Source organism: Sorangium sp. So ce119 (assembly GCF_051524405.1).
In the GTDB taxonomy this organism is placed as follows: Bacteria; Myxococcota_A; Polyangia; order Polyangiales; family Polyangiaceae; genus Sorangium; species Sorangium cellulosum_G.
On sequence record NZ_CP150310.1, the window covers coordinates 4,122,233 to 4,137,334 of the forward strand.

Sequence of the window (15,102 nt, forward strand, 5' to 3'; positions counted from 1 at the left end):
GTGAGCCGACTCGTCTACGGTCTTCAGCCGGTCCGAGAGGCGATCCGCGCGCACGGCGCGGGCGTCGGCTGGGTCCTCGTCCAGCGCGACGGCGGCCCGAAGCTGGACGCGCTCGCGCGCCTCGCGGAGGGCCAGGGCATCCCGACCGAGCGCGCGCCCCGCGGCGAACTCGACCGCCGCAGCGCCGGCGGCCGTCACCAGGGGGCGGTCGCGTCGGCGCCGGAGCTCCAGATCGTCGGGGTCGACGCGATCCCGGTCGTCGAGGAGGGCCAGCCCGGCGGCGGCACGATCACGGTGGCGCTCGACGGCGTGATGGACCCGCAGAACTTCGGCGCGGTGATCCGCAGCGCCGTCGCGCTCGGCGCCCGGGCGATCCTGTGGCCCGAGCACAGCTCGGCGCCGCTCACCCCGGCGACGTTCCGGGCCTCGGCGGGCGCCATCGAGCACGCGCGGCTCTGCCGGGTGCGCTCCCTGCCCGACGCCCTGGAGGCGCTCGCCGCGCGCGGCGTCGCCGCGATCGCGCTCGACGCGCAGGGCTCGGTGGAGCTCGGCGAGCTGCCCCTGACCGGCCCTGTCGCGATCGTCATCGGCGCCGAGGACAAGGGCACGCGGCGCTCGGTCCGCCGCGTCTGCCAGCACGTGGCCCGGCTCCCCATGACCGGCCCCATCTCCTCGCTGAACGCCTCGGTCGCCGGGGCGATCGCGCTCTACGAGGTCGTCCGCCAGCGCCGCGCGGCGCGCGCGTAGCCCGGCAGAAGACCTGCGGAGGCCCGCGCCGGAGCGCGCGCGCGGGCGCCCCGGTGAGCGCAGCGAACGCGCGCGGCGAGGTCGGGTCGGTCGGGGTGCCGCGGCGGGCGGGGCCGGCGCGCGCCGCGAGACCCTGCGGCCGAGGTGCCCCGAGGAGCGGGGCGAGCCCGCGCTGCGGGACCCTGCGCCGGCGTGATGAAGTGAGCAGGGCAAGCGCGCTGGAGAACAATCCGAGCGCGCCGCGGGTGACCCCCTGGTCCAGGGGGAAGAATGGCCCGCATTGATCGAGCAATGCGCCCGCGGCCGGCGCCCTCGAGCACTGCGGGGGCCCCCGGACGCGCCGTCGGTAGATCCCTTACTACGTCATATTAATAAGCAATTTCAAACAGATACGATCTGAACCTCATGACGATTCGAGCGCCAGCTCCATTGCTGAACAGGCTCCCAGGAAGACGACCGATTCGATCCATTCAATGGATCGAGAAAAAGAATCCACACCCCCCCTGAAAACACAAGTTCTTGCCTGGAGTTACCCCTGTGGACTCACCCTTCTCTGCGCGGTTGTCCGGAATGGCTCGAGGGATGGTTCAAGAACCAATGGCCTCGCGGTAAGCCGCCGGATCGGCTCAGGTTCCGGCTGGAAGCGGCCGCAGGCGGGAGAGCACGCGGGCCACGCGGCGCGCCGCCTCGACGACGTCGGCCTCGGTCGTCTCCTCGCCGATCGAGAACCGCACGGCGGACGCCGCGCGCTCGGGTCCGAGCATCGCGGTGAGGACCGGCGACGGCTCGGCGGTCCCGGCGCTGCAGGCCGAGCCGCTCGAGACGGCGACGCCCTCGAGGTCGAGCGCGGCGCAGAGCTCGTCGCCGCGCCAGCCGGGCCAGGAGAGGTTCGCGACGTGGGGCGCGCGCGCGCCCTCCCCGTTGCGGACCGGCGCCCCGCCGACGGCGCGCCCCGCGTCGAGGAGCTCGGCCTCGAGGCGGTCGCGGAGCGGCGCGAGCGCGGCGTACCGGGCGGGGGCGTCGAGCGCGCGCCGGGCGGCCACGGCGAAGCCGGCCGCGGCGATCGGGTCCTGCGTCCCGGGCCGGAGCCCGCGCTCCTGGGCGCCGCCGAGCAGGACGGGCCGGAGCCGGATGCCCGGCCGCGCCGCGAGGGCGCCGATCCCCTTGGGTCCCCGGATCTTGTGAGCCGCGACCGACACCAGATCCGCCCCGGCCCACGCCTCCGGCGGGAGGCGCCCCACGGCCTGCACCGCGTCCACATGGAGACGCGCCCCGCGGGCGTGGGCGAGCGCCGCGGCCTCGGCGACCGGCTGCACGACCCCCGTCTCATGGTTGACCGCCTGGAGGCTCACCAGCCGCACGGGCGCGACCGCCGCCGCGCGATCGATGGCGGCCGCGAGCGCCTCCGGCGCGACCCGGCCGGACGGCTCCGGATCGACCCAGGCGACCTCGACGCCGCGGCCGGCGAGCGCCTCCGCGGCGCGGGCGACCGAGGGGTGTTCGATCCGCGAGACCACGAGCGCGCCCTGGAGCCGCCCCCAGGCCGGCGCGCCGGCCCCGGAGGTCTCATCGCCGAACGCGTGCCACAGCGCGAGGTTGTTCGCCTCGGTGCCGCCCGAGGTGAGCGTCACGTCGCGCGCGTCGAAGCCCGTCAGCCGGGCCACCGCCTCGCGCGCCTGCTCGATGAAGGCGCGCGCCCGCCGCCCCGGGCCGTGCACGCTGGCCGGGTTGGCCCAGGCCACCTCGGCGGCGGCCTGCATCGCTGCCAGGACCTCCGGGTGCGGCGGCGTCGTGGCGTTCCAGTCGAGGTAGATGACGCGGGCGACCGAGCGCATCAGCCAGACGGATCGGCCGGCGGCGACGAGGGCGGGCCGAGCCGGCCCGGCGAGCTGCCGTCGTCCTGGAAGGGCGCCCGCCGGGCGACGGTCAGGTAGAACGCCGCGCCGGTGAGCGTCTCGCCCTCGATGACCTCGTTGCTGGGCGACACGACGCGCATGTCGCCGCCGAGCCCCCGGGCGGTGCGCCGCGCGATCGCGAGCCCGACGCCGACGCCGCCGTAGGCGCGCGTGGCCGAGCCGTCGACCTGGTAGAACGGCTCGAAGATGCGCAGCTGGCGGTCGGCCTTCACCCCGGGCCCCGTGTCGGCGACGCAGAGCTCGTAGTGCCCCGACTGGAGCACGCTGACGCGCACGCCCGCCGTGCCGCCGGCGGGCGTGAACTTCGCCGCGTTCTCGAAGAGCTGGATCATGGCGCGCTGCAGCCGCCCTGCGTCGCCCCACGCGGGCAGCGGGCCGCGGGGCAGGTCCTCGACGAGCTGGACCTTCCCCTCGGCGAAGCGGTCGGCCACCTGGGCGAGGGCGCGCCGCGTGGTGTCGAGGAAGTCGTACTCGGAGTGCATGAACCGCATCCGGCCCGTCTCGATGCCGGTCACGTCGAGCAGGTTGTCGATGAGCGACCGGAGCCTGCGGACGCAGTCCTCCATCGCGAGCAGCGCCTTCTTCTGGGCCTTGTTGAGCGGGCCGAGCTCCTCGTCGGCGAGCAGCTTCACGTACCCGACGATCGGCGTCATCGGGGTCGCGAGCTCGTGCGAGATGTTGCGGTAGAACTCGGTGCGCGCGGCGTCGAGCTCGCGGAGCCGGGCGTTGGCGCGCGAGAGCTCGGCCACCTTCTGCTCGAGGTGGGCGACGATGCGCTGGCTCTGCTCGCGGAGCCGGAGCGGCCCCTGCGACGCGGGGAGCTCCTCGCGCGCGCCGCTGAGGTAGCGGGCGATGACCGCGGAGAAGGAGCGCGCGTCGATCGGCTTCTGGAGGAAGCCGTCGCAACCCACGGCGAGGCTCGTGTCCCGGTCGCCCTCGGCGGTGATCGCCACGATGGGGACGCCGGCGAGCGACGCCTCGCCGCGCAGGCGCAGGGTGACCTCGAACCCGTCGAGGCCCGGGATGTTCAGGTCGACGAGGACGAGGTCCGGGCGTTGCGCGCAGGCGAGGCGCACCCCTTCGAGCCCGTCGGCGGCCTCGAGGACCTCGTAGCCGGCGTTCTGGAGCAGCTTGCGGACGAGCAGGCGGTTCGCGGGATCGTCCTCGATGTGAAGGATCTTCGACATGGGCTCTACGTGCGCATAGTAGTCACGAACGACGGGGATCAGGCACGTTCTGCGCGACTTTCCGCCGCCATCACCAGCGTGCGCCGACGCGGCAATGCCCGGATCGTCCGCTCGCGGCGTACGCGCGCCGCGCGTCATCGGGCTCGCGCCGAGCGCGTCATCGGGCTCGCGCCGAGCGCGTCATCGAGCTTCGCGCCGAGCGGGTTGACGTAGCGGCGGCGCCCCTTCAATACGGGGGCCGCCATGCCCGGCCCCTTCAGGTTCCACCGCGCCGTCACGGCGGCGCGCTGCTTCTCCTTCCTCTTCTTCCGGCGCTCCCGATGACGACCGCGCACCAGCAAGAGAGCGAGGCTCCCGGCGCAGACCCGGCGGGCGGCGAGGCCGCGGGCCTCCCTCGGCCCGAGGCGCGCGACGCGAGCGCCGCGAGCGCCGCGAGCGCCCCGAGCGCGGTGCGTCCGCTGCCCGCGCGTCTCGCCTACGGGCTCGCGGCGCTCTCCGGGTTCTTCTACTTCCTCGGGTTCCCGGGGATGGATCTCTGGCCGATCGCGTTCTTCGGCCTCGTCCCGCTGATCGTGGCGCTGCGCGGGCAGACGCCGGGGCGCGCGGCGCTGCTCGGCTGGATCGCCGGCTTCGTCATGACGATGACCGGCTTCTACTGGCTGCTCGAGATGCTGCGGGTGTTCAGCGGATTCCCGACGATCCTCTGCGCGCTCTTCATGGCGATCCTGTGCGCCTACCAGGCGGGGCGCATCGCCCTGTGCGGCTGGCTCTACGGGCGGGCCGAGGCGCGCGGCTGGCCGGGCCCCGTGGCCTTCGCCCTCGCGTTCGTGACCAGCGAGCTCGTCTTTCCGCTGCTCTTCCCCTGGTACTACGGCGCCTCGGTGCACAACGCGCCGGTGATGGGTCAGGTCGCCGATCTCGGCGGCCCGTACCTCGTCGGTCTGGTGCTCGTCGCCGCGAACCTCGCCCTCGCCGAGCTCGTGATGTTCCGGCTGGATCGCGGGCTGCTCCGCGCCGCGCCCCCGGGCGCGCACCGCGATCCGCATGCCTACCGCGGCGCCGTTTCCCCGCCGGGGCGCGGTCGCCCGCTGAACCGCGCGGTCCTCGCGGTGGGCGTCGCGGCCCCCGCCCTCGCCGCCGTGTACGGCGTGCTCCGGATGCGCGCCGTGGACGCGGCCGCCGCCGCGGCCGAACCGATCACGATCGGGATCGTCCAGCCGAACCTGGCGCTCTTCGACCGCCGGAACGCGGTCAAGATCCACGTGAACCGGACCCGCGAGCTCGCGAAGCAGGGCGCCGGGCTCGTCGTGTGGAGCGAGGCCGGCGTGCCGCAGGCCTTCCGCGAGTCGGCCTACAAGACCGAGGTCCAGCGCTCGCTCACGAGCCGGCTCGGCGTGCCGACGGTGGTCGGCACGGTCGTCCACCGGCTACCCCCCAACACGCACGAGCGCGGCGTGAGCTTCAACACGGCGCTCATGGCCGGCGAGGAGGGCGAGATCCTCGGGCGGTACGACAAGCAGTACCTGCTCGCGTTCGGCGAGTACCTCCCGCTCGGCGACACAATCCCGTACCTCTACACGCTGTCGCCGAACTCGGGCCGCTTCAGCCCGGGCACGTCGCTCGCGCCGCTCGAGTGGAACGGGCACAGGCTCGCGACGATGATCTGCTACGAGGACATCCTGCCTCACTTCGTGAACAAGCTTGTCGCGGAGGGCGACCCGGACCTGCTCGTCAACCTCACGAACGACGCCTGGTTCGGCGACACGACGGAGCCGTGGATCCACCTCGCGCTCGCGAAGATGCGCGCGATCGAGCACCGCCGCTACCTCGTGCGCGCCACGAACAGCGGCGTCTCGGCCATCGTGGATCCGGTGGGCCGCGTCGTGGTGCACAGCGACACCTTCAAGGAGCAGTCGCTCCTCGGCGATGCGCGGTTCATGCGCGCGCGGACCGTCTACGGGACCGTGCAGGACATCCCGTGGTACGCCGCCGCGGTCGTGATCGCCGCGATGGCGCTGTTCACGCGCCCGGAGCGCTGGCGCCGCCAGCGCGTCGCGGGCTGAGCGCGGCCGCGGCGCAGACCAAGGCGTCGCAGGCGTCGCCCGAGCTCACGGGCCCCGGCGTCGCCAGCTCCCGGGGCGGCGGGCGATCGGCGACGTTCGGGGCGCGCGCGGCGTACCACAGGAACGCTTCGTGGACCTCGCGCTCTGCTTCTGTCGCGAGGACGACAGGACGGCGAGGCACCTCAGCCCCGCGCAAACATGCGGCCGCGGGCCTCATCCAAGGGAACAGGCTGGGAGCGCCCCGACCGGATGTCATCGAAGCGCTCCCGGGCCTCCTCGACCCACGCGCGCTCGACCTCTTCCGACGACTCGTCGCCCACGCTCTCCAGCAGCCGCAGCGCGAGGACGCGCCGCTCGCTCTCGGGGAGCTTCATCGCCTCATCGAGGAGCTCTTCGGCCGAGAAGGACATGCGCAGCAGCGTAGCAGATCTGCCGGACGCATGGATCGGGCCAGCGCTGGCGAGCATCCCCGGCCTGCCGGGAGCATCCCCGCCTGATGACGCGCGGCCCTACAGCTTCATCGCCTTCTTGAAGCGCTTCGCGTCGGCGAACATGTCGACGTTCGTGAAGACGTACGTCGCGTCGTCGTGCTTCGCCCCGCGCGCGATCTCCGCGAGCCGCTCGATCGCCGGGTCCTCGTAGCGCGACTTGTGGCCCGCCGGGCCGTGAAGGCGGTAGTAGGCCACCTTCAGCCGCGAGAGCCCCGCGGTCAGCGGATCGCGCGCGGCGAGCGCGCCGACCTCCTGCGTGAGCTCGTCGCTCTCGTCGGGATCCCACCCGGGCGGCGGCTCGAAGACGACGCGGTCGAAGCGCTTCTTCACGTTGACGAGGAAGTCGCGCAGGATCGCCTTGTTCGCGCGCGTGGGCGTGAACTCCGGGGGGCCGACGAAGACCGCGAGCTTCGCCTCGAGCTCGTCCGCGACGGCCTCGATGCTCTTCAGCGCCGTCTCGATCACCTTGCCGTCCCTGAAACCCTCCTGCCCGATCTCGCGCGGACCCAGCAAGGCGAAGCGAAATCCGACCGGAGCTTCGCGCCGCCAGCGCCGGATCGTTCCAGGTCCCGGGAGGGACACATGGGTCTCCTGCACCTCCACGAACATGAACTCGCGGAAATAGCGCGTCGCTGGGACGGGGAAACCGGCGCAGCCGACGGTAATCATCGCCCCCACCCTAGCCCACGCACGCCCCGGCGAGAAGCCAGAGCGATGGATTTCTCGACGGGCTCGCCCAGAGCCCCCGGCGACCCCTCGGCCGCTCGCTGTCCCGCGCGTCCCGGCCAGCGCGTCCCGCGCCGGGGCCCCGCCGCGCAGCGCGGGCGCGAGGCGCGCGTCGGGAGTGGCAAGAGCGGCGAGCGCGGGGCGGGGCGCGCAGGCCGAGCGCGGGGCGCGGGATGCCCGCTCACTCCTCGCCCTCGCGGCGCGGCGCGGCGGCGCCCCCCTCGCGAGGGCGCGCCCCGGCGCCCTCGGCCTGATCGAACGGCAGCGCGAGGGCGGCGCCGCCGCCGGATCGGCGGTCGATCTTGCGCTGCAAACGGGCCCGGCGGCGCGCCTGCGCCGGCTCGGGCTCGGCGGTGCCCTGGTCGGCCAGCTCGAGGGCCCGGGCGAAGGCGCGGACGTGGTGCTCGTAGAGCTTCGCGAGCTCGAGGCGCACCGCGGGGTCGTCGATCTCGGCGGCGAGCGCCTCGTAGTCCGAGAGCGCCCGCGCCTTGTCGCCGCGCGCCTTCGCGATGTCGCCGCGCGCGCGCCGCGCGGCCGCGCCGCCCCCGCGCTCGACGGCCGCGTCCGCGAGCTCCGCCGCGCGCTCGAGCGCGCCCGCCCTCCGCAGCGTCGCGGCGACGCCCGCGAGATCGCCGGCGGCGAGGCTGCCGAGCGGCTCGCCGTAGAGGCCGACCAGCGCGACCATCGCGAGCACGTCGGCGGCGTTGTGCTCGACGACGCCGAGCAGCGCCTCCTCGTCGCCGGTGCGCAGGAAGTGGGCGTAGCAGGCGACGATCTCGCCGCCGGGCACGTCGCCGACGCGGACGCGGCCGAGCACGTCGTGCTCGAGGGCGATCAGCGTGCGCGTCTTGAGGCGCGCCTTGTGGATCCGGCGCGCGACGTGGACGAGATCGAGGTGCGGCAGCTCCGGCGGCGGCGGCAGGCGGTTCATCACGTAGCGCGTGCGCAGGAGCGGCATGTCGAACGCCTTGCCGTTGTACGTGATGATCATCGAGGCGTCGGCGAGGCGCTCGGCGAGGCGGCGCAGGATGGGCTCCTCCTCGCCGAGGCGGCGCAGCAGGAGCTGCTCCATGATGAAGCCGTCGGACGACGGCTCGCCGAGCGGCCCCGCGCCGGCGCCCCCGGGGTCGAACCAGGCGAGGCCGATGAGGAAGGGCACGGTGCCCGTGCCCCCCGCGAGGCCGGTGGTCTCCGTGTCGAGGAACAGCGCCCTCCGCACGTCGCAGCCGGCGAGCGCCGGGTCGAGCGCCAGGAGCGCGAGCATCGCCGGGTCGGCGTCGCGCGCGGCGACGAGCGGCGCGCGACCGACGCGGGCCGCCGCGAGCGAGCGAGTGCGGCTCACATAGAGCGGCCCGCCGGGCGTCTGCTCGACGAGGAAGGGGAGCTCGCCGCGCGCCGGGTCGGCCCTGGGGGTGGGCGGCGCGCCCCGGGCGACGATGCGGGAGATGCGCTCGCGCAGCTCGTCCAGCGACGGCCGCGCGCCGCCCGACGCCGGGGAAATCGCCGCGGACCGGGCCGCCTCGCGAGCAGCCGGCGCCGCGTCGCGCGCAGACGGCGCCGATGACGACGTCGCGTCGTCCGCCACGCCGCACGCCGGCGGCGTCGAGGCCGGCGCTGCGTCGAGCGCAGATGGCGTCGCGACCGGCACGATCGGCGGCTGAGCGTCCTCCGCCGCGACCCCGCGGGCGAGCGGCGGCCGCGCGGGCGCGAGCGGCGCGCCGCTGCGCTGCTCCATCGGGAGCGGCCCGAGCCGCGCGAGCTTCGACTTGAACGACGTCATCGGCCGGCCCCGAGACTTCCACGCCGGGCACTGCGCATCAAGTCAGTGGTCCGGCGAAGCGACGTCAGGAGCCCTGGCCGGATGCGGGGCGGGCCGCGCCGGCGGGGACGCCGAACCTCGCCCGGATCGCGGCGAGCACCTCGTCGGCCTGGCGCTCGGTCGCGGCGCGATCGCCGGAGTTCTCGATGACGTGATCGGCGACCGCGACCTTGCTGGAGAGCGGGAGCTGCGCGGCGAGCCGGGCGCGCACCTCGTCCTCGGTGGCGCCGTCCCGCGCCATCGCGCGGGCGATCTGCACCGCCTCGGGCACCGCGACCACCACGAGCGGGCGGAACGCGTCGGTGACCCGGTTCTCGACGAGGAGCGCCGCCTCGTAACATGCCAGGGGCTCGCCCTGCGCCTCGAGCGCGGCGGCGCGCTCGAGCGTGAGCGCCGTGATGCGCGGGTGCACGATCGCGTTGAGCTGCCGGCGCCTGTCGGGATCCGCGAACACGATCGCGGCGACGCGCGCGCGATCGAGCGATCCGTCCGGCGACAGCACCTCCGGACCGAAGGCGCGGACCACCTCCGCGAGCCCCTCGGTCCCCTTCGCCACCACCTCGCGCGCGAGCGCGTCGGCGTCGATCACCGGAAGCCCCTGCGCGCGAAAGCGAGCGGCCACCGTGCTCTTGCCGGATCCGAGGCCGCCCGTGAGCCCGAACAGGACGAGCCCCATCGCGCCGCAGCTCCCCCCGAGGACAGAGCGCGCGCCGACGCCGTCCGTCGATCGCGATGCGCCGTCGTGACGCGTCGCACCATTCTCTACCTTCCCTGCCGTACGCCCCGGAGAGCGCCAGCAGCGTCGGAGATCGAGAAAAGCCCGCGACGTCGGGGAAAGCGCGGCGGCGCGGGCGCTCAGCGCCGTCCGGGGGCGCATGTTCTCCTCGTGACCACCCATGGCCCCGAGCCTACCCCAGCGGGGCCGTGGCCGTGAGTTTCCTCGCCGTCGGCGCTTAAGAAGTCCGCTTCTCCGGGAATGCAACTACCATGACGGGGTGGTGGCAAAGATCGAAGACCGGCCGGAGTCGAGCCTGCACGCCACGTTCGATCGCTCGGACGCGCATCGTGGCTCGCCGGACAAACAGCTCACGGCGTGGCTGTCCGAGGTCGACGTCGGCGTGATCGAGATCGACGCCGAGCAGCGCGTGGTGCGCTTGAACGGGGCGGCGGAGCGGCTGACGGGCTGGTCGATCGTCGAGGCGCGCGGCGCGCTGCTCGATCGCGTGCTCCGGCTGATCCCCGCGGCGGGGGCGACGAGCGGAGAGCCGGACATCGACGTCGGCGAGATGAACGAGCTGTTCGACGAGGGCGCGCCCGCGAAGGCCGCGCCGCCCGCGCTCACGCCGCGGCGCGAGCCCGTGGTGCCGCTCGCGCCGGTGATCATCGACGAGGGCGCGCTGCGCACGCCGGGCGCGCCGCTCGCCGCGCCGGACGCGGGCGCCGCGGCCAGGCCGCAGGGGCGGTACACCGCGCTGCTCGAGCGCCGCGACGGGTCCGTGCTCCCCATCCTCCACACGATCGGCGCGCTCACCGGGCGGCCGACGCGCGAGAGCCAGCGCGACTCGAAGCCGCCTCCCCCGCCCGGGCAGATCGTCCTCTTCCGCGAGCTCGGCGCCCCGGGGCCCTTGCCGATCCACCCGGCCAAGCCGCGCTACGACGCGCTGACGCGGCTCCTCGATCGGTACGCGATCATCGATCGCATCGAGGAGGCGCTGAACGACTGCAGGAAGAACGGGACGCCGTACGCGCTCTGCTACATCGACCTGGATCGGTTCCGGCTCGTGAACGCGACGTGCGGGCACGAGGCGGGCGACGATCTGCTCCAGTGGGTCGCGACGCGCGTGCACGAGATCGTCGGGCCGAAGGACGCGGCCGGGCGGATCGGCGGCGACGAGTTCGTCCTCCTGCTCGCCGACAAGGGCGAGCGCGAGGCGGAGCGGATCGCGCGCGACCTGCAGATCTGCCTGCTCGAGTTCAGGTTCGGGTGGGCCGAGAAGACGTTCTCGATCGGCGCGAGCATCGGGCTCGTGGTGCTGACCCCCCACTTCGAGCGGGCCGTCGACGTGCTCGGCGCCGCGGATCACGCGTGCCGGATCGCGAAGGAGAACGGGCGCGGGAGGCTGCAGGTCTACCTCGACGACCAGCAGATGACGACGAGCCGGCGCTCGATGCAGTGGGTCGCGAGCCTGCAGCGCCACCTCGCCGAGGGGCGGCTCAGGCTCTACGCCCAGGGGATCCACCCGCTCGTCAAGCCGGGCGCGGCGCACACGCCGAAGGGCGCGCACTTCGAGGTGCTCGTGCGGCAGCTCGGCGAGGACGGCCGGTTCTACTCGCCGGTCGGCATCATCCAGGCGGCGGAGCAGAGCGGCCTGATCCACGTCATCGATCGCTACGTCGCGCGGCAGGCGTTCCGGCTGATCGGCGCGCTGCCGCAGCACGCGCTGCGGCGCCTCGACACGTGCTCGATCAACCTGTCGGGCGTGTCGCTGCTGCGCGAGGGCCTGCTCGACTTCCTCGTCGAGCAGCTCCACCGCGCGCAGGTGCCGCCGAGCAAGATCTGCTTCGAGATCACCGAGACGGCGGCGCTCGCCAACCTCGGCGAGGTGCTGTGGTTCATGCAGGAGCTCGGCGCCATGGGGTGCCGGTTCGCCATCGACGACTTCGGCAGCGGGCACGCGTCGTACGGCTACCTGGAGAGCCTGCCGGTCGACTACGTGAAGATCGACGGCATGTTCGTGCGCGATCTGCACGACAACTCGCTCCACCGCGCGATCGTCGAGTCGGTGCACCGCATCGGCGACACGCTCGGCATCAAGACCGTCGCCGAGCAGGTGGAGAACCAGGAGATCGCCGATCTGCTCACGTCGATGGGCATCCACTACGCGCAGGGGTGGCACTTCGACAAGCCGCAGCCGCTCGTGGACCTCTGCGGGTCGCTGCGCGCCCAGGGCGACCCGAGCGACCCGGACCCGACGGGCTCCCCGGCGGGCCGCTGACGTCGCCGGCGCGGGGGCGTCGCGCGAGGAGCGCCGCCCCGCGCGCCCTCGTCAGCCGAGCACGGCCGACGACGTCGTGAGGGCGACGCCGGCGGCCTGCATCTCGCCGAGCGCGGCGGCGACGCCGGCCTCGGTGATGCCGGCGACGGCGTCGGTCAGGAGCGTCGTGCGGCAGCCGCGCTGGACCAGCCCGAGCGCGGCGGCGCGGACGCAGTAGTCGGTCGCCACGCCGTAGACGACGAACTCCGGCGCGCCGCCGAGCGCCGCCGAGAGCTCGCGCAGGAACCCCTCGGCGACCGGGTTCGCGAACAGGCTGTAGACCTCCTTCTCGAAGTAGACGCCGTGGGTCTGGCCGGTCGCGAGCTCGCGCACCGCCGTGTCGACCGGCGCGTGCGGGACGTTGGGGATGAAGCGGAAGCGCGGCGGGAGCGTGCCCTCGACCTTCAGCCAGCCCGGCGTCCCCTTCACGCAATGATCGGGGAAGCCCGGCTTGCCGCCCTCGGGGGCTGGCGTGTCGTTCGAGCCGAACTCCCACGCGTCCCACGCGTGCGAGTCGACCGAGCCGACGATCGGGATCCCGCGCGCGACCGCGTGCTCCGTGAGCCGCCGGAACAGCGCGTTCGGCGAGCCCTTCACGTACAGCGCGCCGGTCTCATCGCAGAAGTCCCGCTGCACGTCGACATCGACGAAAACCCTCGGGGGCGACGGTTGCCGGGTCATGTTGCCACTCGCCATGTCCTCTCTCCTCTCGCGTGGAGGCGCGCAGCGCGCGGCGGCGCCCCGCGCGCTCCTTACTTTGCGCCGGCGACGACGCGGGCGCGCACCGTCTCGACGAGCGCGCCGAGCTGCGGCGACACCTCGACCGCGAACGCCGCGCCCGGCGCGGGATCGTCGTCGATGCGCCGCATCGCCTCCGGGAGCGCGCCGAGCTGCTCGCGCACGCGCGCCCGGATCGCGTCGAGCCCCTCGGGCGGCGCGACGCGCGCGCCGCGCTTCATCACGGGCGCGAGCAGCGGCTCGGCCCCGGCGCCCAGGGGCTCGCTGTCGAGCGCGATGACGTCGCGCGCGAGCTTGCCGGCCTGATCGCGGAAGCGGTGCACCTGGTGCGCGCCGGGCAGGGTCGCCTTCCCCTCCGAGAACTTCGCGATCGGCGTGCGCTCGCCGGCGGCGCCCGGCTCGACGCCGCCGATCTCCACGAGCTTGTAGACGCCGCCCAGCGAGGGGGCGTCGATCGAGGTCACGAGGTCCGTGCCGACGCCGTAGAGGTCGATGGGCGCCCCGGCGCGCCTGAGCTCGGCGATGCGGTGCTCGTTGAGATCGCCGGAGGCGACGATCTTCGCCGAGGCGCACCCCGCGGCGTCGAGGATCCTGCGCACGGCCACGCTGAGCGCGCCGAGATCGCCGGAGTCGATGCGCACGCCCTTCAGCCTGTCGCGCGCGATCGCCGCGGCGCGCGCGGCGCCGACGAGCGTGTCGTACGTGTCGATGAGCAGGATCGCCGCGCTCGGGAAGACGGCGACGTAGCTCTCGAACGCGGCCTCCTCGGTCGGGTGGGCCATGGTCCACATGTGCGCGGCCGTGCCGAGCACCGGGATGCCGAAGCGCATCCCGGCCTCGACGTTGGAGGTGCCGACGCAGCCGACCGCGTACGCGGCCCGCGCCGCGTCGAGCGCCGCCTCCGGGTGAGCCCTGCGGGTGCCGAACTCCATGACGCCCGCGTCGCCGGCGGCGAGGACGACGCGCGCGGCCTTCGACGCGATCGTGGTCGCGTGGTTGATGGCCGACAGGGCGAACGTCTCGATGAGCTGCGCCTCGATGAGCGGCGCCGTGACCCGCAGGAGCGGCTCGTTCGGGAAGAACACCGTCCCCTCGGGGACGGCCCAGACGTCGCCGTGGAAGCGGAAGCTCCGCAGGTAGGCGCAGAACGCCGGCGTCATCGCGTCGGCGAGCGCCGGGATCGCGCTCAGGTACGCGATCTGCTCGTCGGTGAAGCGGAGCCCCTCGAGGTAGCGCACGACCCGGTCGAGCCCCATCGCGACGAGGAAGCGGCGGTGCCTGGGCAGCCGCCGCACGAAGAGCTCGCACGTCGCGACGCGCGAGGTCATGCCGCGGTGGAAGTATCCCGCCGCCATCGTGAGCTGGTAGAGGTCGGTGTGCAGCGCGTCCACCGCTCATGGCTAGAGACGCTGGACGGAAGGGTCAACCTGAACATCGCGCGGCGGATGTTCCGGTCGTCGCGTTCCCCACGCCGCGCCCCCGGGATGGCCGCGGGTGGTCTAAGCTCCGCGGCCGTGGCAGCGAAGATCCTGGACGGCAAGGCGATCGCGCAGAAGGTCCGCGACGAGGTGCGGGAGGGGGTGGCCCGCTTCGCGGCCGCCCACGGCCGGCCCCCTGGCCTCGACGTGGTGCTCGTCAGCGAGGACCCGGCCAGCGTGACCCACACGCGGACCAAGGAGCGGATGTCGAACGAGGTCGGCATGCGGGGCCGGCTCCTCACGCTCCCGGCCGCGACGACCGAGGACGCGCTGCTCGCGCGCATCGCGGAGCTCAACGCGGACGACACGGTCGACGGGATCCTCGTCCAGCTCCCGCTGCCGGGGCACATCCGGGAGCAACGCGCGCTCGAGGCCATCGATCCCGCGAAGGACGTCGACGGGCTCCACCCGGTGAACGCGGGGCTGCTCGCGATGGGCCGCCCGGGCGTGCTCGCGCCGTGCACGCCGAGGGGGTGCATGCGCCTGCTCGCCGAGGCGGGCGTCGAGATCGCCGGGGCCCGCGCGGTGGTTGTCGGGCGGAGCAACCTCGTCGGCAGGCCGATGGCGGCGCTCCTGCTCGCGCAGCACGCGACGGTCGCGATCGCCCACACCCGCACGCGCGATCTTCAGGCGCTCTGCCGCGAGGCCGACATCCTCGTCGTCGCCGCGGGCAGTCCGGGGCTCATCCACGGCGACTGGATCAAGGAAGGGGCCACGGTGATCGACGTCGGCCTGAACCGCAACGAGGCAGGCAAGCTGGTGGGCGACGTCGATTTCGACGCCGCCAGGGAGCGCGCCGCGTGGATCACGCCGGTGCCGGGCGGCGTCGGCCCGATGACGATCGCCTCGCTGCTCGAGACGACGCTGCGCGCGGCGGAAGCGCGGGTGGCGGCGCAGTAGCC

Annotated in this window: 13 protein-coding genes; 4 read left to right on the forward strand and 9 right to left on the reverse strand. The window is 74.1% G+C overall.

Going from position 1 to position 15,102, the window contains the following annotated elements:
• Positions 1-747, forward strand: a complete 747-nt coding sequence (locus WME76_RS15425; RefSeq protein WP_437960875.1) for a TrmH family RNA methyltransferase — start codon at positions 1-3, stop codon at positions 745-747.
• Positions 748-1,373: 626 nt separating this feature from the next.
• Here WME76_RS15425 and WME76_RS15430 read toward each other — a convergent pair.
• From WME76_RS15430 to WME76_RS15440, 3 genes are all read right to left on the reverse strand, one after another.
• The gene (locus WME76_RS15430) at positions 1,374-2,582 is read right to left on the reverse strand and encodes a cysteine desulfurase family protein (protein ID WP_437960876.1); all 1,209 of its coding nucleotides are present in this window, start codon (positions 2,580-2,582) and stop codon (positions 1,374-1,376) included.
• The gene (locus WME76_RS15435) at positions 2,582-3,850 is read right to left on the reverse strand and encodes a hybrid sensor histidine kinase/response regulator (RefSeq protein WP_437960877.1); all 1,269 of its coding nucleotides are present in this window, start codon (positions 3,848-3,850) and stop codon (positions 2,582-2,584) included. The genes WME76_RS15430 and WME76_RS15435 overlap by 1 nt, the downstream gene beginning before the upstream one ends.
• Positions 3,851-3,984: 134 nt before the next feature.
• The gene (locus WME76_RS15440; RefSeq protein ID WP_437960878.1) at positions 3,985-4,185 is read right to left on the reverse strand and encodes a hypothetical protein; all 201 of its coding nucleotides are present in this window, start codon (positions 4,183-4,185) and stop codon (positions 3,985-3,987) included.
• Between WME76_RS15440 and lnt the strand changes: the two genes are divergently transcribed.
• Positions 4,171-5,913 carry an apolipoprotein N-acyltransferase gene (gene lnt / locus WME76_RS15445; RefSeq protein ID WP_437960879.1) on the forward strand — a complete coding sequence of 581 codons (1,743 nt, stop codon included), beginning with the start codon at positions 4,171-4,173 and terminating at the stop codon, positions 5,911-5,913. The genes WME76_RS15440 and lnt overlap by 15 nt on opposite strands.
• A 182-nt stretch (positions 5,914-6,095) precedes the next feature.
• Here the strand turns inward: lnt and WME76_RS15450 are convergent, their stop codons facing one another.
• The 4 genes from WME76_RS15450 to coaE all read right to left on the reverse strand — a co-directional run bounded on the left by WME76_RS15450 (position 6,096) and on the right by coaE (position 9,625).
• Entirely contained in the window at positions 6,096-6,323 is a 228-nt protein-coding gene (locus WME76_RS15450; RefSeq protein ID WP_437960880.1) for an addiction module protein, read from the reverse strand.
• Positions 6,324-6,422: 99 nt separating this feature from the next.
• A complete protein-coding gene (locus WME76_RS15455; RefSeq protein WP_061615964.1) occupies positions 6,423-7,073 on the reverse strand; it encodes a DUF72 domain-containing protein in 651 nt (216 codons plus the stop codon).
• A gap of 238 nt (positions 7,074-7,311) precedes the next feature.
• The gene (locus WME76_RS15460; RefSeq protein ID WP_437960881.1) at positions 7,312-8,910 is read right to left on the reverse strand and encodes a ribonuclease H-like domain-containing protein; all 1,599 of its coding nucleotides are present in this window, start codon (positions 8,908-8,910) and stop codon (positions 7,312-7,314) included.
• A 64-nt stretch (positions 8,911-8,974) separates the two neighbouring features.
• Positions 8,975-9,625 carry a dephospho-CoA kinase gene (gene coaE / locus WME76_RS15465; protein WP_437960882.1) on the reverse strand — a complete coding sequence of 217 codons (651 nt, stop codon included), beginning with the start codon at positions 9,623-9,625 and terminating at the stop codon, positions 8,975-8,977.
• A 322-nt stretch (positions 9,626-9,947) separates the two neighbouring features.
• On the opposite strand from coaE, the gene WME76_RS15470 reads away from it, so the two are divergent.
• Complete coding sequence (locus WME76_RS15470; protein WP_437960883.1) at positions 9,948-11,945, forward strand: EAL domain-containing protein; 1,998 nt, start codon at positions 9,948-9,950, stop codon at positions 11,943-11,945.
• Positions 11,946-11,996: 51 nt separating this feature from the next.
• Here WME76_RS15470 and WME76_RS15475 read toward each other — a convergent pair whose 3' ends face one another.
• On the reverse strand, positions 11,997-12,680 hold the full coding sequence (locus WME76_RS15475; RefSeq protein WP_437960884.1) for a cysteine hydrolase family protein: 684 nt from the start codon (positions 12,678-12,680) through the stop codon (positions 11,997-11,999).
• A gap of 56 nt (positions 12,681-12,736) precedes the next feature.
• Positions 12,737-14,113, reverse strand: coding sequence for a nicotinate phosphoribosyltransferase (locus WME76_RS15480; protein WP_437960885.1), 1,377 nt, complete (start codon positions 14,111-14,113; stop codon positions 12,737-12,739).
• A 123-nt stretch (positions 14,114-14,236) separates the two neighbouring features.
• Between WME76_RS15480 and folD the strand changes: the two genes are divergently transcribed.
• Entirely contained in the window at positions 14,237-15,100 is an 864-nt protein-coding gene (folD, locus tag WME76_RS15485) for a bifunctional methylenetetrahydrofolate dehydrogenase/methenyltetrahydrofolate cyclohydrolase FolD (protein ID WP_437960886.1), read from the forward strand.
• The last annotated feature ends 2 nt before the right edge of the window (positions 15,101-15,102 follow it).